Genomic DNA, 20,184 nt, shown 5'->3' on the forward strand with positions numbered 1-20,184 from the left:
CCTCTGGATGCGTGCCCACCCCATGGCGGGCGACACGGTGCTGGCCGTCCTGCTCGGCCTGGTCGACATTCTGCTGTTCGTCGCCGACCAGTTCGCCGAGCTGCCGGAGCTGCCGCCCTGGTTCGTGGCGGTGCCGATCAACATCGCGATGGTCGCGCCGCTGGTGTTCCGGCGGCGGTCGCCGCTGTGGTCGGCCTACGTCGTGCTGGTCATCAGCATCGTGCACGCGACGCTGATGCTCGGCATCGGCAGCGCCGCCGGGCTGGCGATGAGCATCTACTCGGTCGTCGTCTACGCCGGGCGCCGGCAGGGGCTGATCTTCGTCGGGGCGGTGATCGTCTCGTCGGCCGTGCAGCTGGCACTGGAGCCGCTCGACGACGAGCTCGTCATCGCGATCCTGTTCCTCGCGTTCGGCATCGCCCTGTGCTGGACGCTCGGCGAGTTCGTCGGCGCCCGGCGCGCCTACGACGTGGAAGTGGAGGCCCGGTTGCACCTGCTCGAAACCGAACGGGACCAGGCCACCCGGATCGCGGTGGCCGAGGAGCGCGGGCGGATCGCGCGCGAGCTGCACGACGTCGTCGCGCACGCGGTGAGCGTCATGGTGGTGCAGGCCGACGGCGCGTCGTACGCGATCGAGAGCAACCCCGAGCTCGCGCGACGGGCCCTGCAAACGATTTCCGAGACCGGCCGCGGCGCGCTCGGCGAGCTGCGGCGCCTGCTCGACGTCCTCCGCAGCGACGACGCCGACGGCGAGCCGCGCGTCCCGCAGCCGGACGCGCACGCCCTCGCCGAGCTGGCCGACCGGATGCGCACCGCCGGGGTGCCGGTGGAGCTGGAGACGAACGAGCTCGGCGACCTGCCCGCCGGCGTCTCGCTGGGGATCTACCGGATCGTCCAGGAGTCGCTGACCAACACGCTCAAGCACGCCGGCCGCGGCGCGACCGCGTCGGTGCGGGTGCACCGCACCGGCGACCTGGTGGAGGTCCAGGTGTCCGACGACGGCGCGGGCCGCATCCCGCAGCTGACGCCGGCCGGCTCTTCGCAACGGCTGCCGGGCGGCAACGGCTTGATCGGCATGCGCGAACGCGCGCACGTGTACGGCGGGACATTGGACGTGGGCCCGGCTCCGGGCGGTGGGTGGCAGGTCCGTGCGGCCCTGCCGGTTAGGTTGGACAAGTGATCCGTGTCGTGGTCGTCGACGACCAGGAACTGATGCGCGTCGGGTTCCGGATGGTGCTGGGCGCGCAGGCCGACATCGACGTGGTCGGCGAGGCCGGCGACGGCGCGCAGGCCATCCGGATGGCCGAGGAGCTGCGCCCCGACGTCGTGCTGATGGACGTCCGCATGCCGGTGCTCGACGGCGTCGAGGCGACCAAGCGCATCGTCGCCGCCGGCACCGCGCGCGTGCTGGTGATGACGACGTTCGACCTCGACGAGTACGTCTATTCGGCGCTGCAGGGCGGGGCGAGCGGGTTCCTGCTCAAGGACACCCAGCCCGGCCACCTGGTGTCGGCCCTGCGAGCGGTCGCTTCGGGCGACGCGGTGGTGTCGCCCTCGGTGACCCGCCGTCTCCTCGACCGCTTCGTCGGCACCGGCGGCGCGCCGATGCGGGACACCGCCGAGCTGGACGTGCTCACCGACCGCGAGCGCGAGGTGCTCGTGCTGATCGCCAAGGGCATGTCGAACCTGGAGATCGCCGAGACGCTGTTCCTGTCGGAGGCGACGGTGAAGACGCACGTCGGGCGGATCCTGGCGAAGCTGGAGCTGCGGGACCGGGTGCAGGCCGTGGTCCTGGCCTACGAAACCGGTCTCGCGCGCCCCGGCTTGGCTTGAGCTTCAGCGGAAGTCGTCCGGTGGGGTCGTCAGCGGGTCCTTGCCCGCGTTGCGGACTTCGGTGAGCCAGCGGCCGAAGTCCGGGCGGTCGCCGTCGACGTCGGTGTAGCCGTACTCCTTCATCAGCGTCCACGACGCCAGCGTCTGCCCGGCGAAGCGCGCGACGTCCGGGTCCTGCGCCAGCGCCGCGACACCGCGCGCGAGCAGGTACGGCGTCTCGGAGATCTTGAAGTCCACCGGCGCGAGCTTGCCGACGGCGTCGCGCCAGTCGTCCTCGGTCACCTCGAAGTGGTCGAGCATCGACTCCGAACGCAGGAAGCCCGGCGTCACCGCGAGGCCGACGCAGTCGTTCTTCTTCAGCTCCACGCCCAGCGCCCGGCCGAGCGCGCGGATGCCGCACTTGGCCAGGTAGTAGGGGAGACCCGCGCCGACGTAGTCGTCGTTGTCGCCGTCGGTCACCTCGAGCACCAGGCCGCGACGCGCGACCACCAGCGGCAGCAGCTTGTGCAACGCGATGAGGTGCGTGTCGAGCGCGTTGTGCGTCAGGTTCAGCGCGTCTTCCAGCGGCGTCTCCCAGAACGGCGCGTCGAAGTGGAAGTACATGTCGCCGCCCCAGACGTCATCGACCAGGATGTCGATTCCGTCCACTTCGGACTCGATGCGCGCCTTCAGGGCGTCCACATCGGACACCGACGTGAAGTCGCAGCGGACGACCACGGCCTCGCCACCCGCTGCCTCGACGAGTTCGCCCGTCTCTTCGATCGTCTCCGGGCGCTTCAGCGGTGACGCCGTTTCGCGCGTCGTGCGGCCGGTGACGTACACCGTCGCGCCCGCGCGGCCCAGCTCCACAGCGATCGCGCGTCCGCAGCCCCGGGTCGCCCCCGTGACCACGGCTACCTTGCCCTGCAAGCTCATGAATCCTCCCGTCCCCGCCACGCGGACAGCACCGCGTCGACGTCCTCCGCCAGCCGGTCGGCCAGCCGCCCGTGCGGCCGGATCGACCAGTCGATCGACACCCCGTTGATCACGTCCAGCACGACCCGTGCCGCGCGCGGCACGCTCGGCGCGTGCGGCAACGACGAGGCCGCCGCCCGCACGAGCCGTCGCAGTTCTTCTTCGACCGCCGTGAAGTGCTCGCCCAGCAGCGACCGCAGCACCGGGTCGCCGATGTCCACGCCGAGCTGGCCCAGGTGGTTCGCCGCTTCTTCGGCGTCACCCAGCACCTCGTAGACCGACACCGCGGCGGCGCGCAGGCCGTCGACCGGGTCGTCCGCCCGCTCGGCGCGCTCGCGCATCAGCTCGACCGCCCGCTGGGTGTTGCGCCGGCTGACCGCCTGCAGCAGGCCGCTCTTCGAGCCGAACCGCTGCGCGACCGTGCCGACCGAAACCCCCGCCTCCGAAGCGACCTGCGCGAGCGTGAAACCGGGGCCGCAGCGGCCGATCACGGTCTCCGCCGCACTCAGCAAGCGCTCGTCGGTGATGCTCCTCGGCCGGGCCACCCAGTTATTGAACCATAGTTCATTAATGCCGTCGAATCAGGGTCGTCTCAGGGTCATCACGGATCGCGCATCGGCCGAAGAGCCAGCAAGGTACTACTCAGGTAGGGGGCCCGGTTCGGTCTCCAGGGTGACGCGCGAACCGGCTCCGACCCGCGACGATGAACGCGTCGTAAGCGAGGGGCGGAAGAGGAGCAGTCATGATCGAGGCAACCGGCCTCACCAAGCGGTACGGAAAGACACTGGCGGTGAACAACCTGTCGTTCTCCGTGGCCGCGGGTCAGGTCACCGGCTTCCTCGGCCCGAACGGGGCGGGCAAGTCCACCACCATGCGCATGATCCTGGGCCTGGACAACCCCACGGGGGGCCAGGTCACCATCGGGGGCAAGAAGTACCACCAGCTCAAGGAACCGCTGCGCACGGTCGGCGCGCTGCTCGACGCGAAGTGGGTGCACCCCAACCGCTCGGCGCGCGCCCACCTGCAGTGGATGGCGAAGTCCAACCGCATCCCGAACAGCCGCGTCGACGAGGTGCTCGACACCGTCGGCCTGACGAGCGTCGCCGGCAAGCGCGCCGGCGGGTTCTCACTCGGCATGTCGCAGCGGCTCGGCATCGCGGCCGCCCTGCTGGGCGATCCCGAGGTGCTGTTGTTCGACGAGCCGGTGAACGGCCTCGACCCGGAGGGCATCCTCTGGATCCGGAAGTTCATGCACCGGCTGGCCGAGGAAGGCCGCACGGTCTTCGTGTCGAGCCACCTGCTTTCGGAGATGGCGCTGACCGCGAGCAACCTCGTGGTGATCGGCCGCGGGCAGCTGATCTCGCAGTCCACCACCGAGGAATTCGTCTCCCGCGCCGCGGAGAACACCGTCAAGGTGCGCTCGCCGCAGCTGGCCGAGCTGCGCGAGGTCCTGCAGCGCGCCAGCGCCGGGATCGCGGAGGAAGCGAACGCGCTCGTGGTCTCCGGGATGGACAGCGACAAGATCGGGGAGATCGCCGCTGCCAACCGGATCGTGCTGCACGAGCTGAGCCCGCAGACCGGTTCGCTCGAACAGGCCTTCATGCAGATCACCGGCGACTCCGTCGAGTACCACACCGGTCTCGACGCCGAGGCGCACCACGTGCTCGAGTCCGCCAAGTAAACGGGGAAACCAAGATCATGAACCTGCTCGCGGTAGAACGCATCAAGCTGTTCTCCACCCGCTCGCCGTGGTGGTGCGCCCTCATCACGCTCGTGCTGGCCATCGGCTTCGCCGCCATCATCGCCGGCGCGACGTCGGCCGACTCCCAGCTCACGACGTCCGCCACGCTGTTCGGCGGCACCCAGTTCGGCATCGCCGTCGTCATGGTGCTCGCCGCGCTCGCGGTGACCACCGAATACCGCTTCAACACCATCCGCACGACGTTCCAGGCCGTGCCGCACCGCTCGCCGGCGCTGGTCGCCAAGGCGATCGTCGTGGCGCTGGTCGCGCTGGTCATCGGCGAGCTCGCCGCGTTCGGCGCACTGGGCCTCGGCATCCTGATGCGGCCGAACGACAACCTCGGCCTGCACACGTCGCAGGACTGGATGAACGTCGCGGGCCTCGGCCCGGTGTTCGCCATCAGCGCCGTGCTCGCCGTGGCGCTCGGGATCCTCATCCGGCACAGCGCCGGGGCCATCGCACTGCTGCTCATCTACTACTTGGCCGTGGAAGAGCTGGTGCAGCTGATCCCGAAGATCGGGCACACCATCCACGAGTGGCTGCCGTTCAACGTGGCGAACAAGTTCCTGCGCGGCTCGGCGGTCGTCGACGGCCCGCCGCCGTCGGACTCGCCGCTGAGCCCGGGCTGGGCGCTGGCGTACTTCGCCGGCATCGCGATCGTGTTCCTGCTCGTCGCACTCGGGGTTGCGAAGAAGCGGGACGCCTAGGGGGATAAAGGGGAAAACGGGAATCCGGGTCGCACTGTCGGGGGGCGACCCGGGTTCCCGTTTGCCGATAGGCTCCCCGGGTGATCGAAGCGAACGCCCTGACCAAGCGGTACGGCCCCACCACCGCGGTCAACGAGCTGACGTTCACCGCGCGGTCGGGGCGCGTCACCGGCTTCCTCGGCCCGAACGGCGCCGGCAAGTCCACCACCATGCGGCTGATCCTCGGCCTCGACTCGCCCGACGCGGGCACGGCGCTCATCGACGGCGTCCCGTACCGGCAGCTGGAAGATCCACTCAGGACGGTCGGCGCGATGCTGGACGCCACCTGGCGCCACCCCGGCCGCAGCGGGCGTGACCACCTCCGCTGGCTGGCCGCGACCAACGGCCTCCCCGAGAAGCGCGTCGACGAGGTGCTCGCCCTGGTCGGGCTGACGAGCGCCGCCGGCCGCCGCGCCGGGCAGTACTCCCTCGGCATGCTGCAGCGGCTCGGGATCGCCTGCACGCTGCTCGGCGACCCGCGCGTGCTCCTGTTCGACGAGCCGGTGAACGGCCTCGACCCCGAGGGCATGGCCTGGATCCGGCGGCTGCTGCACGCGCTGGCCGCCGAGGGCCGGACGGTGTTCGTCTCCAGCCACCTGCTGCCCGAGATGGCGCAGACCGCGCAGGACCTGGTCGTGATCGGCCGGGGCCGGCTGATCTACCAGGGCACCATGGACGACTTCATCGCGCAGACGAGTGAACACGGGGTCCGCGTGCGCACCCCACACCCGGACGAGCTGCGGGCCGCGCTGACCGGGCAGGCGGAGTTCACCGAGACCGACGGCACCTTCGTCGTGTCCGGGTTGGACAGTGACCGGATCGGGCAGCTCGCCTTCGAAGCCGGGGCGACGCTGCACGAGCTGAGCCCGATCACCGGCTCGCTCGAGCAGGCCTACCTCGACCTCACCCGCGAAGCCGTCGAGTTCGCGATGCCTGCCACGTCTCCCTCGGAGGCCGCCCGATGACCACCGCCACGAACCTGCTGCGCGCCGAGCGCATCAAGCTGTTCAGCACCCGGGCGCCGTGGTGGTGCCTGGCGCTCGCACTCGCCGCGCCGCTCGGCTTCACCGCGCTGTTCTTCGCGCTGGCCGGGCCGGAGATCCCGCCGACCGTCGGCAACACCCAGCTCGCGAGCGGCAACGGCCGGACCGTGCTGGTCGTCCTCGCGATCCTCGCGACGGCGGCGGAGTTCAACTGGGGCACGATGCGGCTGACGTTCCAGGCCGTGCCGAGCCGGGTGCCCGCGCTGCTGGCGAAGGTCGTGGTCGTCGGCGCGGTCGGCGCCGGGCTCGGGCTGCTCGTCGGCTTCGGCTCGTGGGGCCTGGCGACGCTGGTGAACCCGGACGCCGACCTCGCGCTGCACTCCGGCGCGGAGTGGCGCTCGGTGCTCGGGCAGAGCCTGGTCTTCCTGCTCGCCGCGGTGGCCGGCGTCGGCGTCGCCCTGCTGCTGCGCAGCGTCGCCTTCGCGCTGACCGCGGTGCTCGTGTGGACGCAGGTGCTCGAAGCCGTGGTGGTCTTCATCCCCGGCGCCGGCAAGCACATCTACCAGTGGATGCCGTTCCACGCGGCCGACCAGTTCGTCGGCGCCGGCGGGCTGGGCGCGGGCGCGTTGCAGCTGCCGGCGGCCCCGCTCGGGCCGTGGGGCTACCTCGGTTACTTCGCGGCGATCTGCGTTGCACTGTTCGTGGCCGGGGTGCTCGTCACGGCGAAGCGCGACGCCTGAGCGTGACCGGCATCTCATTACTGCAAAAAACTGCGTTAAGAGAAGATGAAGAGCCTGTGGCTTCTCTCACAGGCACCGGACATAATGCTATGACCAGGCAATATTCGTAAGAGAGCGCACCGGAACCGTCTGAACTCCCCCCTGGAGGTGAATCTTGACGGTGGACACCGGGCAAGAATTGGGTGGCACGATTCCCCGAGCCCGCGTCGAAGACGACGCGCCCCGGCTCGAACCCATGCTGGACCTCGAATGGTCGCGGGCGATCGACCTCCCGCAGACCGCACTGGCGGCGGCGACGCCCGCCGAACTCCGCCGGGCGTGGGTGCACCGCGCGCCCGAAGACCGCGTCCTGGCCCTGTTCCGCGCCTCGGCCGGGATGGCGGGGCAGATTCCCGCGCCGTGGTGGCTGCGGGCGGTGGCCGACGGCACCCTCGATTCGCGGGAACAGGGTTTCCGCGTCGAGGACCGCATCGCGCAGCTGCTCGGCAGGCGGCCGGGCTGGGAATTCGTCCCGTGGGCCGCGGACGGCGAATCCGGCTACTGGGAGTTCATGCCGTCCGAACGCGGGAAATCGGGACACGCGATTCCCACGACGGTGATGAACACCGACCGGCACACCGGCTGGATAGACGTCCTGCCCGCCCACACCGGGGCGACGCCGGACCCGATCGCGATCGCCGGGCTGGCCGGGCTGCGGTCTCGTCTCGGGGAGATCGAAGCCGTTCGTTAATCCATCCATGCCCCCGCCACCACCCTCAACGGAGGCGCGGCGCGCCCGGCTACATTCCATGGGTGGAGAACGAGGACCAACCCCGGCTGCGCAGCGTCGTCAGCTACGTGAAGCGCGGCGGCCGGATGACCGTCGGGCAGCAACGCGCGTGGGACGAGCTGTGGCCGGCAGTGGGCCGCACCGTCGGTGAGCTGCCCGACGGGAAACTGGACTTCGCCGCGTGGTTCGGCCGCGAGGCGCCGGTGCTGATCGAGATCGGCTCCGGCATGGGCGAGACGACGTCGCAGCTGGCCGCGGCGGCACCGGAGCTGAACTACGTCGCGGTCGAGGTCTACGACCCCGGCTTGGGGCAGCTGATGCTGCGCGCCGAAAAGCTGGGCGTCGAGAACCTGCGGCTGCTGCACGGCGACGCCGTCGTCCTGCTGACCGAGCACGTCGAGCCGGGGACGCTGCACGGTGTCCGGCTGTTCTTCCCGGACCCGTGGCCGAAGAAGAAGCACCACAAGCGGCGGATCGTGTCGCCGTCGTTCGCCGCGCTCGTGGCGTCGCGGCTCGCGCCCGGCGGCACCTTCCACATGGCGACCGACTGGGAGAACTACGCCGAGCAGATGCTCGAGGTCTGCTCCGCCGAACCCGCGTTGAAGAACCGGTACGACGGCTGGGCGCCGCGGCCGGAGTGGCGGCCGGTGACGAAGTTCGAGCAGCGCGCGGACGTCGAAGGCCGCGTCTCGCACGACCTCATCTTCGAGAAGCGCTAGAAACGCTGAAGGGGACCCTCCCCGGATCCCCGCGGAGAAAGGTCCCCTTCAGCTCACCACCCCCGGTGCTCGCCCCTCCCCCGACAGAGGGGCGAACGTCCTATTCCTCGGCCAGCGGCTCGGCCTGGACCCGCTTGAGAGCGGGCGTGCAGACCGACGCGCCGAGCAGGGCCACCCCGACCCCGAGCACCACCGGTGCCAGGAGCCACGGGCTCAGCACGATGCCGCGTGGGTCGACCATGCTGTAGAGCCCAACACCGACGAGTACCCCGACGATTCCCGCCCCGATGGTGGCGACCAGCGCGGGCAGCGCGGCCTCCATCCGCAGCGCCCTCGCGAGCACCCGCACCGGCGTGCCGGCGGCCATCAGCGCCCCGAACGTCCGGCGGCGGTCCATCACCGAACCCGCGGTCGCGACCGCGGCACTGCAACCGGCCAGGATCCCCGCCGCGACCAGCCCGATCACCGTGACGCGGCGCAGGTCGCCGAGCTCGGTCTGCTGGTTGAACAGGTACTGGTCGCGGCTGCCGACCTCCTCGCCGGCGGCCGGCGCGGCCAGCGCCGTCCGGACGACCTCGCGGTTCGCGTCGGTGGTCGGCGCGACGACGGTGACGTACTGGGGCGTGAAGCCGTCCGGCAGCGCGGCCGGTTCGATGATCGACGTGCCGGCCAGGTCCGGGTCGGGCAGGTGGACCGCTTCCGCCCGCGTCCCCGACTTGACGGGCGAGGCCGGCCCTTCCCAGTTGTCGGCGATCTTGTACTGCGCCAGGTCGAGCGCCGACTCGCCGAAGACGGCCGGACCGCCGGTGCAGTTCTCGGCGGTGAGCCCGAACCGGGTCAGCTTGACGGCGTCGGCGCAGGTCATGACCAGTGCTCGGTGGCCGCTGCGGTGCGAGCTCTCGCCCTGGACCAGGTAGATCTCGCCCACGGCGACCGCCTTCTCGGACTGGCCGTACTTCGCCAGGGAGACGTTGGCCTGGTCGACGATCTTGCCGGCGTGCTGGGCGTCGGTGTCGACGTAGAGGACGGAGTCCTGGAAGGACCGCCCGCCGCCGGCCATCGACTCGAACGTCGGCAGCAGTGTCAGCGCCATCGACCCGGCGAACACCGCGAGCACGATCCCGGCGGAGGCCCGGTAGGCGCTCTTCGGGTCGTCACGCAGGCGGCGACCGGCGAGGAGCGAGGACGGCCGCCGCCAGATCCGGACGAACGTGCCGCCCACCGCCGACGTCACCCACGGCCCGACGATCGCGGCCGAGCCGACCAGCAGGAACAGGCCCGCCATGACCATCGTGATGCCGCCGGAGTCCTTCGCCGTCGTCACCGCGACGAGGAAGAACAGCCCGGCCGCGGGCAGGGCCAGCAGCCGCCACCAGTGCAACGGCTTCTTCGTGTGGCCGCCGGTCGCGAACAGCGGGTTCTTGAGCACGCGGCGCAGGCCGAGGATCCCGGCCAGCACCACGAGCACCGGGATGGCCACGGCGATGAACACCGTCAGGCCGACCGGCAGCGCGAAGTCGGACGCGAGCCAGGTGCCACCGGCCCACGGCACGAACGACGCGAGGCCGTGCAGGGCCGGGCTGATCAGCAGGCCGAGCACGGCGCCGATGCCCGCGGACAACGTCGTCTCGGCGGCCACCATGTTCGTGACCTGCCCCGGCGTCGCGCCGGCCAGCCGGATCGCGGCGAGCCGTCGCTCACGCCGGGCCGCGGTCAGCCGCGCCGACGACGCGACCAGCACCAGGCTCGGCACCAGCAGCACGATGATCCCGACCCAGGACAGCAGCGTCAGCAGGCCGTCCGCGCTCGCCTTCCCGGCGGGGAAGCCCGCGATCGGGTAGGCGTTCTCCGGCATCGCGTCGGGCGTGTGCCCGACGAGCGCGACGAGCTGCTCCGGGAAGCGGAGCCCGTCCTCGCCCAGCGCGCCCACCGGCTTGCCGAACCGGTCGCCGAGCTGGTCGGCCGAGTGGGCCTGCAGCAGCCGGCCGAGCGCGGGCGACACGACGGTCTCGCCCGGCCCCGGCAGCTGCGGCACCCCCGCGGGCAGCTGGATGGACCCGGGTGTCGCGCCGCCGGTCAGTGCGACGTCGACGCGCATGATCTGCTGGCCGTCGAAGTAGTCCTTCGACGAGTTGAAGAGGATCTTCTGCGGGCCGTCGAGCTGGTAGCCGGAGTGGTGTTCGCCCTGCCAGAGGGCGCGCTGCTCGCGGTGCTGCGTGGCGAACGGCAGCGTCGCCAGCAGCAGCACCAGCCCGGTCGCGACGGCCACCCCGATCGCGGTGAGGATCGCCGACGTCCGGGTCCGCCGGTCGACTTTCAGCACCCGCAGGGCGATCTGGAGCGAGTTCACGCCGCCTGCCTCGTCGCGATCAGGCCGTCGCGGATCGCGACGGTCTTCGGCATCGACTCGGCCAGCTCGCGGTCATGGGTCACCACGAGCACCGCGGCACCCGTCTCGTGGGCGGCGCCGAGCAGGGCGTCCATCGTGTCGCGGCCGGTGCGCGTGTCGAGCGCGCCGGTCGGCTCGTCGGCGAAGATCACCTTCGGCCGGTGGGTCAGCGCCCGCGCGATCGCGACGCGCTGGGCCTCGCCGCCGGACAGCTCGCCCGGGCGGCGGCGCTCCTTGCCGGCCAGGCCGAGGCGCGAAAGCCACAGGCGGCCGGCGTCGATGGCCTCCTTGCGGCCGAGCCCGGCCAGCAGCGAAGGCAGCGCGACGTTCTCTTCGGCCGACAGCTCCGCGACCAGCATCCCCGACTGGAAGACGAAGCCGAACTCGGTGCGGCGCAGCTCGCTGCGCTTCTTCTCGCCGAGGTGGTCGATCCGTTGCCCGGCCAGGAGGATCTGCCCGTCGTCGGCCCGGAGGATGCCGGCCAGGACGTGCAGCAGCGACGTCTTGCCGGAGCCGGACGGCCCGACGATCGCGACGGCGTCGCCCGGCTGGATGTCGATGTCGATGCCGGCCAGGGCGTACTGCGCGCCGTAGCGCTTCACCAGCCCACGGCCGGACAGCACCGGCCCATTCGTCCACTGTGGAGTGTTCGGGTCCACGAGGTTCTCCCTGTCGGTTCGGATCTTGATGCCGATGAGCTTCGCGGAGATCCGGGGGTGTCCACTTCGGGCAGACGGCCAGTCACGCGGGGTGCCGCATCGGCCGATCGGCCGAGGGAGTGCGGACCACTCGGCCAAGGTGCGAACGCGGACAGATCCTCTAACGTCACGTTGTGACCGCCGCGCCCCCGCCGAACACGCTCTACGCACGCACCGCCGCACTGGTGCGGCGCATCGGCGTCCCCTCGGCCGTCCTGTTCGCCGCCCTGCTCTTCGACGTCGTCTTCACCACGCAGGCCGCGCTCGACGACAACGGCCCCAAGTTCGTCGACTTCGGGTTGATCCCCGGCATCCTCGCGATGGTCGGTTGTGCGCTGTGGGCCCAGAAGCGGGCCGCCGTCGCCGGGGTGGCCGGCGCCGTGGTCCTGGTGTTCTCCACCCTTTTCATCTACGCGTTCCGCGTGCCCGCGTACTCCAGCGTGCTGCCGAAGGTGACCATCACCGAGGTCGTGGCCGGGGTGCAGATGGCCTACTACGTGACCCGCCGCGCGCGGGCCGGCGTGGCGTTCTGCGTGCTCGGCTCGCTGGTCGTCGGCGGTCTCGTCGCGGTCTTCGGCCGGTACCGGGGCGTCCGGGACATCGACGCGGGCACGGCTTCCCAGGGATTGCTGTTCGGCCTGCTGCTGCTCGCCGGGGCGGTGGTGCCGGCCATCACGCTGCGGGACCGCGGCCCGAAGGGCGATCCGCGGACGCGGAAGCTGCAGCGGGTGAACGAGCTGGCCATGGGGCAGTGGCCGCTGATCGGCCTGCTCGGGTTCGCGCTGCTGTTCGAGTTCGGCTACACGTATTCGAGCAACGCCCGCGGGTTCCCGATCCTGTTCTGCTCGCTCGTCGCGGCCGTCATCGCGGTGCTGTCCCCGCGACGGCCGGCGGACGCGCTCCTCGGCATCGGCGGAATCCTGCTGGTGTCCGCGGTCGTCACGCCGTTCCTGCACCTGCGTTACGACTACCCGATGCCGGGCGGGGTTCCGTTCGTGCAGGTCATCGCCGCGATGGGCGTGATCGTGAACCTGACTCGCGCGCGCGGGCTGAGCCAGTCGTGGCCGCGGATCGGCATCCTGTCGGCCGTCGTCGCCCTCGGCGCGATCCTCAACTCGAACCAGCCCCGGGGCATCCAGGCCGACCCGCAAACGCTGTCGATCCTGGCCTTCGCCGCGGCGCTGCTGCTCGGCATCTCGATCGCCGTCGGCCTGATGCTGCGGTCGCGGGACTCCGAGCGCACCACGGTCGTCCAGTCGGCGGTGGCCGACGCGCAGACCGCCGAGCGGATGGCGCTGGCCCGCGAGCTGCACGACGTCGTCGCCCACCACGTCACCGGGATCGTCGTGCAGGCCCAGGCCGCGCGGATGATGGCCGAGAAGAACCCGCAGATCGCGGTCGAGGCGATGGGCCGGATCGAGAACGCCGGGGTCGAGGCGCTCGCGGCGATGCGGCGGCTGGTCCGCTCGATGCGCGGTGACGCGCCGGCGGGGTCGAGCGAGTTCAGCGAGCAGGCCACCACGGATCTGGGCGCCGACCTGCGGAAGCTGGTCGAGACCGCCAACCACGGCGTGCCGACGTCGATGCACCTCGACCTGCCGCCGGACCTGCCGCACGAGGTCGGCCGCTCGGCGCTGCGGCTGGTCCAGGAGTCGCTGACGAACGTCGGCAAGCACGCCTCGGACGCGACGGACGCGTTCGTCCTGGCCGAAGTCGTGTCCAATGCCGCCTCCGCGGGAGGGAGTGCGTCGGCGGGCGGCTCCGAACTGCACCTGCGGGTGACGGACAACGGGCACCTGACGGCGCGACGGCCCGCCGGCGGATCGGGCGGCTACGGTCTGGTCGGGATGCGCGAGCGCGTCGCACTGCTCAAAGGACGGCTGTCGGCCGGGCGCGGCCCGGACGGTGGCTGGCGGGTCGAAGCTTGGCTGCCGCTGGCCGCCGGGGAAGGGGACGAGTGATCCGGGTACTGATCGCCGACGACCAGGAGATGGTGCGGATGGGCTTCCGCATGATCCTGGACGCGCAGGAGGACATCGAGGTCGTCGCCGACGTCGCGGACGGCGTCTCGGCGGTGTCGAAGGCCCGCGAGCTGCGCCCGGACGTCTGCCTGCTCGACATCCGCATGCCCGGCCTCGACGGGCTCGAGGTCACCCGGCAGCTGGCCGGCCCGGACGTGATCGACCCGCTGAAGGTGGTCGTGGTCACGACGTTCGACCTCGACGAGTACGTGCACACGGCGTTGCGCAACGGCGCTCACGGGTTCTTGCTGAAGGACGCGGGCCCGGCGCTGCTGATCGAAGCGGTCCGCGCGGCCGACCGCGGCGACGCGCTGGTCTCGCCCCAGATCACCATCCGCCTGCTCAAGCACTTCGACGGCGGCTCGGCCCGCCCGAAGGCGGCACCGCCGTCGGAGCCGTTGACCGCACGGGAGATGGACGTCGTCAAGGCGGCGGCGAGCGGGCTGACGAACACCGAGATCGGCGCCGAGCTGTTCCTGTCGCTGTCCACGGTGAAGACGCACCTGGCTTCGGTGCAGGGCAAGATCGGCGCCCGCAACCGCGTGGAGATCGCGGCGTGGGCGTGGCGGAGTGGAGTCGTCTCGTAATCGAGGGTGCGTAGTATCCAGAGATGCAACGCCGTTTCCACGCCCCTGTCGTTCTCCCCGCCGACGCGTCCTGTTCGCTCCTGCGTGACGCGGTCGTCGATGTGGACGCCGACGGGCGCATCTCCCACTGCGGACCGGCGGCCACCGCCCCCGAGTCCGCCGCACCGGTCACCACCCTGACCGGCATCCTGCTGCCCGGCCTGGTCAACACGCACGCGCACAGCCCGATGACGCTGCTGCGCGGCATGGGCGGCGACCTGCCGCTGCTGCCCTGGCTCAACGAGATCATCTGGCCCGCCGAAGCAAAGCTGCGGCCGGAGGACGTCCGCACCGGCATGCTGCTCGGCTCGGTCGAGATGCTGCGCCACGGCGTCACGACCAGCGCCGAGATGTACTTCGAAGGCGAGCAGCTGGTCGACGCCGTCCTCACGACGGGCGGGCGCGTGCTCGTCGCGCCGCCGGTGATGGAGCTGCCCGGGCTCGACTGGCGGGCCCAGCTGGCCGCGATCGAGCGCTGGATCGACACCGACGGCCTCCGCTTCGGCCCGGGCGACCGGATCGAGCTGGGCTACGGCCCGCACTCGGCGTACATGCTCTCTTCGGAGGGGTTGCGCGCGACGGCGGAGTCGGCGGCCTCACGCGGTGCACTGGTGCAGATCCACGTCGCCGAGGCGGCTGCCGAGGATCTTTCGGTCCGCGAAGTCCACGGCTCGGTGCCCGCTTTGCTGCAGAAGCTCGGCATGCTGGACGGCCGGGTGCTGGCGGCGCACGCGATCCACCTGTCGGACTCGGACATCGCGCTGTTCGCCCAGTACGGCGTCGGCATGGCGCACTGCCCCGGCTCGAACGCGAAGCTGGCTTCGGGGATCGCGCGCATCGCGGACCTGCGGGCGGCGGGCGTCGCGGTCGGCCTCGGCACCGACGGCCCGGCGTCCAACGACGACATCGACCTGTGGGAGGAGCTGCAGCTCTCGGCGATGTTCGCCCGCCTGGCGACCGGCGACTCGACGGTACTGACCGCGGCCGACGTCTTCCTGCTGGCCACCCGCGGCGGCGCGTCGGCGCTGGGCCGCGACGACATCGGGGCGCTGGAGCCGGGCCGGTGGGCCGACCTGGTGCACATCGACCTGGACGACCCGGCTTTCGCTTGTGGCGTGGACGTCCCGGACGTGCAGCTGCTGTCGAACCTCGTCTGGGCGGCGGGGTCGCGACGGGTCCGGGACGTGTGGGTCGCGGGCGAGCAGGTCGTCGCCGACGGCGAGTCGCTTCGCGTGGATCGGGCGAAGGTGCAGGCCGGGGTGGCCGAGACCGCCACCCGGCTGCGGGCTTGATCCACAGGCTCGCACGGATGTGGACAACTCCGGGCCGCCGGCCTCGGCGAGCCGGTTTTGTCCGCCTGCGCCGGTAAACTGGGCATGGGCACGCCCCCCAGGGAAGGGCGGGGGCCGGCCTGGTCAGCGCGGTCGGAGGATGACCTCTGTCTGGTGGGCGTCCGGGGTGGCCGACACCGCTGTCACCACCGCGGTCGCCACCGAGTCCGCCTTCAGCAGGTGCGACGTGTCGTAGTCGCGGCCTTCGCCCTTGAAGATCTCCTGCTGCATCTCCGTGTCCGTGCGGCCGGGGTAGACCGAGGTCACGCGGATCTCGGGCTCCTCCTCGCGCAGGGCATCGGCGAAGGCGCGGACGGCGAACTTGCTCGCCGCGTACGGCGACCAGCCCGGACGTGCGTTGCGGCCGGCGCCGGAGTTGACCACGACGACGTGCCCGCGGGCCGCGCGGAGGGCGGGGAGCAGCAGGCGGGTCAGCTCGACGACGGCGAGGGTGTTGACCTCGAAGTTGTCCCGCCACGCCTGAGCCGATGCCTCCTCGATGCGGCCGATGCGAGCGACGCCGGCCGAGTGGACCAGGACGTCCAACGACGCGATGTCCGCGACCGCCGAGGCCAGCGAGTCCGCGTTGGTCAGCTCGACGGGCCACGGCTTCGCGCCGGGAAGCTCCTTCGCCAGCGCCTCGAGGGCGGCCGCGTCCCGGCCGCCGAGGAGAACGCGGTGGGTCGGGGCCAGCTGGTGGGCGACCGCCTTGCCGATGCCGCGGGAAGCACCGGTGACGAGGGCGAGGGGAAGATCCGTCATGCCCCCACCGTAACGGCCGGGCGGCGGGCGCCCGGCCGCCGCACACGGGCTCGGCCTTCCGCTACGCCGGCGCGAACCCCGCGTCGACCGTCTGGTCGTCGCGCTTGTCCTTGCCCAGCTGACGCGGGTCCGCGCAGCCTGTCGCCGGATCGGCGTCCGAGTCCTTCGCGTCGTCGCCCGCGTCCTTGCCGGTCGGGTGCTTGCCCTCGGCCGTGAAGCACAGATGGTACGTGCCGTCCTCCAGGCCGGTGAACGCGTAGGCGCCGTCCGGGCCGGTGACGACGCTCGTGCCGTTGTCCAGCGTCACCTTCACCCCGCCCAGCCCCGGCTCGCCCGCGTCCTGCAGGCCGTTGCCGTTCGTGTCCGACCAGGCGAAGTCGCCGATCCGGTTCGTCGGCGGGGCCAGCCCGAGGTCGACCGTGAAGTCCTCGCGCGCCGAGCCGCCCAGGGTGCGCGGTGCGGTGCAGCCGTCCGGGTCCGCGTCGGAGTCGCGATCGTCCGGCGCCGCGTCCTTGCGGGTCACCGTGAAGTCCGCCGGGACGGCGAAGCACACCTGGTACGTGCCGTCCTTCAGCTTCTCGAAGCCGTACTTCCCGCCGGCGTCGGTGGTCGCGGTGCCGACCGTGCCGCCCGCGCCGTCCTTCAGCGTCACCTTCACGCCCGCGACGCCCGGCTCGTCCGGGTCCTGGATCCCGTCGCGGTTGCGATCGTTCCACACGAAGTCGCCGATCTTCGCGATCGACGGCGGGGGCAGGACGGTGATCGTCGCGGACGCCGTCTTGTCGCCCAGTGTGCCGCCCGGGTAGTGCACGCCGGTCACCTTCGCCGTGTTGACGTGGCCGGTGTCGGCGACCGTCAGGTTCGGGTGGTCGCAGGTCAGCTGCTCGTTCGCGCCCCCGGCCAGCGCGAACGGCTCGAACGGGCCGCCGCACCACGGGTCCTGCACGGTGATCCCGGTGAGGTCCTGCGTGCCTTCGTTCGTCACGGTGACGCGGTAGTGCGCGGTCTCGCCCGCGGTGACCGTCGCGAACGGGCCCCACGCGCCGGTCGCCGGGTTCCGCACTTCCTTCTTCACCGAGTACGCCGCGAGCTGCAGGCCGACGCAGTCCCAGCGCAGGCGCTCGGCACTCGTCGCGGCGAAGAACTTCACCGCCGCCGCCTTCGCCGGGGCGGTCGCCGCCGGGAAGTCCTGCTTCGCCAGGGTGCCGTCGCCGGCGTTGTGGTCCGCCACCAGCTTGGTCTCCTGGACCTGGGCGCCGTTGACGTCGTAGAAGCGCAGGCCCGTGGCCGGCCCGCCGGCCGGCAGGTACGAGCCGGTCGACACGCTGAGCGTGTACACCCCGCCGGGGACGAACCTCTCGGTCTGGGTGGCGGTGCTGGTCTTGCCGTCCGGGGTCTGGATCACCGCCGACCGCTGCCCGTCGACGGCGAACGCCTGCTCGGTGAGCAGCCTCGGCGCCTTCGCGGCCGGGGTGCCGGGCGGGACGGGTGCGGCCGGGGAGAAGACGTAGCCGTCCGGCGCGCCGTTGGCCGCGGTCTTCTCGACGCTCGGGTTCCCCGCGATCCCCCCGCACGCCGGGGGCGGATCCGCGGCGGCCGCGGGTACGACCGTCCCCGAAAGCGCCACCACCGTCACTGCCACCACGCGCGCCGAACGGATCATGCCTCGACTATGGCGCGGCGCCCGGGCCCGCACCGGTCGAGAACCGTCCACTTAAGAGTGAACCTCGGCCGGTGCGGCCCGGTGCGTCAGCGTTCGCCGATGCGGCCGGGCAGGCCGAAGCGGCCCTTCTTCCACACCGAGACGATCGACGGGCGCGGCTGCGCGGTGCCGCCGTCCGGCCAGTGTGACGTCGGGTTCGCCGAGCTCGCCGCGTTCTCGCCGGGGTGCTGGACCGCGACGAGCACCAGGTGGTCGGTCACGACCGGGCCGCACGTCTCGGCGCCGACCGGCACCGAGAGGAACTGCTTGACGTGCCCGCGTTCCGGCCCGGTGACCGGCACCGAGAACAGGCCGTCGTTCGCCCCGAGCGTGTTGCCGTCGGTGGAGATCCACAGGTTGCCGTGGCGGTCGAAGGCGACGTTGTCCGGGCAGGAGATCGGGCTGACCTGGCTCTTGTCGAAGCCGCCGAAGTAGGTGTCCGCCGCGGCCGGGTCACCGCAGACCAGCAGCAGCCGCCAGGAGAACCGGGTCGAGGCCGCGTCGCCGCGGTTCTCCTCCCACTCCAGGACGTGGCCGTTCTTGTTGCCGTTGCGCGGGTTCACCTCGTCGACGCCGGCCTTGCCCGCCGCGCCGCGGTCGGTGTTGTTGGTCAGCGCCGCGTAGATCCGGCCGTTGACCGGGTTCGGCTCGATGTCCTCCGGGCGGTCCATCTTCGTCGCCGCGACCTTGTCCGCGGCCTGGCGGGTGAAGACGTAGACCTCTTCGGCGGTGAATCCGTCCACAAAGGACTTGGTGCCGCTCGCCAGCGGGATCCACTCGCCGGTGCCGTCGAACTCGTGGTCCGCCGGGAGCTTGCCGGTGCCGTCGATCTCGGCGGCCGGGCTGTCGCCGGTGAAGCGGCCGACGTACAGCGTGCCCTCGTCGAGCAGCGCCGAGTTGTGCCGCCGCGCGTGGGCACTGTTGCCGGGCTTGTACTTGCCCTTCGAGACGAACTTGTAGATGTACTCGAAGCGGCTGTCGTCCCCGGAGTAGACGGCGACCCGGCCGTCGGCGGTGATCTTGATGTTCGCGGCCTCGTGCTTGAACCGGCCGAGCGCGGTGTGCTTCACCGGCGTCGACGTCGGGTCGTTGGGGTCGATCTCGACGACCCAGCCGAAGCGGTTCGGCTCGTTCGGCTCCTGCGCGACGTCCCAGCGCTTGTCGAACCGCTCCCACTTGCGGGTGCTCGTGCCGGCACCGACGGAGTAGCGCTTGAGCCGCGCGGCCTCGACCGGGTCGGTGACCTTGTCGGAGTTGGCGAAGTACTGGTCGAAGTTCTCCTCGCCGGACAGCACCGTGCCCCACGGCGTCACGCCGCCGGAGCAGTTGTTCTGCGTCCCGCGGACCTTGCGCCCACTCGGGTCGGCCGACGTCTTCAGGTACTTCGAGCCGGCGGCCGGGCCGCGGACCTCGAAGACCGTGTCGAGCGTGATCCGGCGGCCGTAGCGGCTCGGCACGACCGAGAGGCCGCCGTGGATCGGGTCGCGGCGGGTCAGGAGCACCGACAGGCCGTGCGCCGCCCAGGCGATCTTCACCTGCTCCTCGGTCGGGTTCGCCGGGTCGTACTGGTCGGCCGGGAACAGGTGGACCTCGGTCGTGTACTCGTGGTTGACCACGAGCAGGTTGGTCAGCCCCAACGGGTCCTGGGGGATGAGCCCGACGAAGTCGTTGTTGTAGCCGAACTGCTTCGCCTGCGCGGCCGCCGTTTGCTTGGTGTAGTCGAACTTCGGCGCGCCCGCGACGACCGGGTCACCCCAGCGGATGACCACACGCTGCGCGTAGCCGTCCGGGACGACGACGGCGTCGAGCTTGTTCGGCGGGACCGGGTCGAAGTCGGTGCCGGGCACCGGGCGCGGGTGTGGCCGGTCGGCCGGCGCGGCGGCCGCGGTCCCGGACAGCGCCGCGAAGCCGCCCGCCGCGGCGGCCATCACGGCTCCGGCCTTGAAGGCCCCGCGGCGGGAGATGTCCTTCACGACGTCGCCGAAGTACTCGTTCCCGGACTCGTTCGGCTCGGGGTGGGCACAGGCGTTGCCGCAGCGGTATTCGCAGGTGATCGGGGAGCGGCCGCCGGGATGGGCGGGGAACAGCGGGAGCAGGTCGGGCACGAAGGCCTCCATGGTGGGAGTTCGGGAACGAACCGACCGTAAGCCTCCCAAACCAGCCATTCCCG

Annotated in this window: 18 protein-coding genes; 11 read left to right on the forward strand and 7 right to left on the reverse strand. The window is 71.6% G+C overall.

The features are described 5' to 3' along the window. Window positions 1-7: 7 nt before the first annotated feature. Complete coding sequence (locus AA23TX_RS40300; protein WP_439328813.1) at window positions 8-1,180, forward strand: sensor histidine kinase; 1,173 nt, start codon at window positions 8-10, stop codon at window positions 1,178-1,180. After that, entirely contained in the window at window positions 1,177-1,833 is a 657-nt protein-coding gene (locus AA23TX_RS40305) for a response regulator (protein WP_155548209.1), read from the forward strand. Before AA23TX_RS40300 ends, AA23TX_RS40305 begins: the two co-directional genes overlap by 4 nt. A 3-nt stretch (window positions 1,834-1,836) precedes the next feature. Here AA23TX_RS40305 and AA23TX_RS40310 read toward each other — a convergent pair whose 3' ends face one another. Beyond that, complete coding sequence (locus AA23TX_RS40310) at window positions 1,837-2,748, reverse strand: SDR family NAD(P)-dependent oxidoreductase (RefSeq protein ID WP_155548210.1); 912 nt, start codon at window positions 2,746-2,748, stop codon at window positions 1,837-1,839. Continuing rightward, on the reverse strand, window positions 2,745-3,332 hold the full coding sequence (locus AA23TX_RS40315) for a TetR/AcrR family transcriptional regulator (RefSeq protein ID WP_155548211.1): 588 nt from the start codon (window positions 3,330-3,332) through the stop codon (window positions 2,745-2,747). The genes AA23TX_RS40310 and AA23TX_RS40315 overlap by 4 nt, the downstream gene beginning before the upstream one ends. Window positions 3,333-3,529: 197 nt before the next feature. On the opposite strand from AA23TX_RS40315, the gene AA23TX_RS40320 reads away from it, so the two are divergent. From AA23TX_RS40320 to trmB, 6 genes are all read left to right on the forward strand, one after another. Continuing rightward, window positions 3,530-4,468, forward strand: coding sequence for an ABC transporter ATP-binding protein (locus AA23TX_RS40320; protein WP_155548212.1), 939 nt, complete (start codon window positions 3,530-3,532; stop codon window positions 4,466-4,468). 17 nt (window positions 4,469-4,485) lie between these two features. Then, entirely contained in the window at window positions 4,486-5,235 is a 750-nt protein-coding gene (locus tag AA23TX_RS40325; RefSeq protein ID WP_155548213.1) for an ABC transporter permease, read from the forward strand. Between the two features lie 80 nt (window positions 5,236-5,315). Beyond that, window positions 5,316-6,239, forward strand: a complete 924-nt coding sequence (locus AA23TX_RS40330) for an ABC transporter ATP-binding protein (protein WP_155548214.1) — start codon at window positions 5,316-5,318, stop codon at window positions 6,237-6,239. Further along, window positions 6,236-6,997, forward strand: a complete 762-nt coding sequence (locus AA23TX_RS40335; RefSeq protein ID WP_155548215.1) for a hypothetical protein — start codon at window positions 6,236-6,238, stop codon at window positions 6,995-6,997. Before AA23TX_RS40330 ends, AA23TX_RS40335 begins: the two co-directional genes overlap by 4 nt. 178 nt (window positions 6,998-7,175) lie before the next feature. Then, complete coding sequence (locus AA23TX_RS40340; protein ID WP_196425919.1) at window positions 7,176-7,727, forward strand: hypothetical protein; 552 nt, start codon at window positions 7,176-7,178, stop codon at window positions 7,725-7,727. 62 nt (window positions 7,728-7,789) lie between these two features. Then, window positions 7,790-8,485: a tRNA (guanosine(46)-N7)-methyltransferase TrmB gene (trmB, locus tag AA23TX_RS40345; protein ID WP_155548216.1), complete on the forward strand. Its 696-nt coding sequence runs from the start codon at window positions 7,790-7,792 to the stop codon at window positions 8,483-8,485. A gap of 100 nt (window positions 8,486-8,585) precedes the next feature. Here the strand turns inward: trmB and AA23TX_RS40350 are convergent, their stop codons facing one another. Both AA23TX_RS40350 and AA23TX_RS40355 read right to left on the reverse strand, forming a co-directional pair. Beyond that, on the reverse strand, window positions 8,586-10,835 hold the full coding sequence (locus tag AA23TX_RS40350) for an FtsX-like permease family protein (RefSeq protein ID WP_155548217.1): 2,250 nt from the start codon (window positions 10,833-10,835) through the stop codon (window positions 8,586-8,588). After that, a complete protein-coding gene (locus AA23TX_RS40355; protein ID WP_155548218.1) occupies window positions 10,832-11,533 on the reverse strand; it encodes an ABC transporter ATP-binding protein in 702 nt (233 codons plus the stop codon). The genes AA23TX_RS40350 and AA23TX_RS40355 overlap by 4 nt, the downstream gene beginning before the upstream one ends. A gap of 173 nt (window positions 11,534-11,706) precedes the next feature. On the opposite strand from AA23TX_RS40355, the gene AA23TX_RS40360 reads away from it, so the two are divergent. Genes AA23TX_RS40360 through AA23TX_RS40370 form a run of 3 tightly spaced genes read left to right on the forward strand, consistent with a single transcriptional unit; the run spans window position 11,707 to window position 15,511 of the window. Next, entirely contained in the window at window positions 11,707-13,533 is a 1,827-nt protein-coding gene (locus tag AA23TX_RS40360) for a sensor histidine kinase (RefSeq protein WP_155548219.1), read from the forward strand. Beyond that, window positions 13,530-14,180, forward strand: coding sequence for a response regulator transcription factor (locus AA23TX_RS40365; protein ID WP_155548220.1), 651 nt, complete (start codon window positions 13,530-13,532; stop codon window positions 14,178-14,180). The genes AA23TX_RS40360 and AA23TX_RS40365 overlap by 4 nt, the downstream gene beginning before the upstream one ends. Window positions 14,181-14,203: 23 nt before the next feature. Further along, on the forward strand, window positions 14,204-15,511 hold the full coding sequence (locus AA23TX_RS40370; protein ID WP_155548221.1) for an amidohydrolase family protein: 1,308 nt from the start codon (window positions 14,204-14,206) through the stop codon (window positions 15,509-15,511). Window positions 15,512-15,634: 123 nt separating this feature from the next. Here AA23TX_RS40370 and AA23TX_RS40375 read toward each other — a convergent pair whose 3' ends face one another. The 3 genes from AA23TX_RS40375 to AA23TX_RS40385 all read right to left on the reverse strand — a co-directional run bounded on the left by AA23TX_RS40375 (window position 15,635) and on the right by AA23TX_RS40385 (window position 20,131). Beyond that, on the reverse strand, window positions 15,635-16,312 hold the full coding sequence (locus AA23TX_RS40375; protein WP_155548222.1) for an SDR family oxidoreductase: 678 nt from the start codon (window positions 16,310-16,312) through the stop codon (window positions 15,635-15,637). Window positions 16,313-16,373: 61 nt separating this feature from the next. Further along, entirely contained in the window at window positions 16,374-17,975 is a 1,602-nt protein-coding gene (locus AA23TX_RS40380) for a DUF7850 domain-containing protein (RefSeq protein WP_155548223.1), read from the reverse strand. Window positions 17,976-18,061: 86 nt separating this feature from the next. Then, window positions 18,062-20,131 carry a PhoX family protein gene (locus tag AA23TX_RS40385; protein WP_155548224.1) on the reverse strand — a complete coding sequence of 690 codons (2,070 nt, stop codon included), beginning with the start codon at window positions 20,129-20,131 and terminating at the stop codon, window positions 18,062-18,064. Window positions 20,132-20,184: the final 53 nt, after the last annotated feature.

The sequence above is a fragment of the Amycolatopsis camponoti genome (genome assembly GCF_902497555.1).
In the GTDB taxonomy this organism is placed as follows: domain Bacteria; phylum Actinomycetota; class Actinomycetes; order Mycobacteriales; family Pseudonocardiaceae; genus Amycolatopsis; species Amycolatopsis camponoti.

What these genes read in the sequence shown, in the direction of transcription:
- AA23TX_RS40325 (WP_155548213.1), top strand. Translation starts at nt 4,486, where the DNA reads ATGAACCTGCTCGCGGTAGAACGCATCAAGCTGTTCTCCACCCGCTCG.
- AA23TX_RS40375 (WP_155548222.1), bottom strand. Translation starts at nt 16,312, where the DNA reads ATGACGGATCTTCCCCTCGCCCTCGTCACCGGTGCTTCCCGCGGCATC.
- AA23TX_RS40385 (WP_155548224.1), bottom strand. Translation starts at nt 20,131, where the DNA reads ATGGAGGCCTTCGTGCCCGACCTGCTCCCGCTGTTCCCCGCCCATCCC.
- AA23TX_RS40335 (WP_155548215.1), top strand. Translation starts at nt 6,236, where the DNA reads ATGACCACCGCCACGAACCTGCTGCGCGCCGAGCGCATCAAGCTGTTC.
- AA23TX_RS40310 (WP_155548210.1), bottom strand. Translation starts at nt 2,748, where the DNA reads ATGAGCTTGCAGGGCAAGGTAGCCGTGGTCACGGGGGCGACCCGGGGC.
- AA23TX_RS40300 (WP_439328813.1), top strand. Translation starts at nt 8, where the DNA reads ATGCGTGCCCACCCCATGGCGGGCGACACGGTGCTGGCCGTCCTGCTC.
- AA23TX_RS40320 (WP_155548212.1), top strand. Translation starts at nt 3,530, where the DNA reads ATGATCGAGGCAACCGGCCTCACCAAGCGGTACGGAAAGACACTGGCG.
- AA23TX_RS40370 (WP_155548221.1), top strand. Translation starts at nt 14,204, where the DNA reads ATGCAACGCCGTTTCCACGCCCCTGTCGTTCTCCCCGCCGACGCGTCC.
- AA23TX_RS40380 (WP_155548223.1), bottom strand. Translation starts at nt 17,975, where the DNA reads ATGATCCGTTCGGCGCGCGTGGTGGCAGTGACGGTGGTGGCGCTTTCG.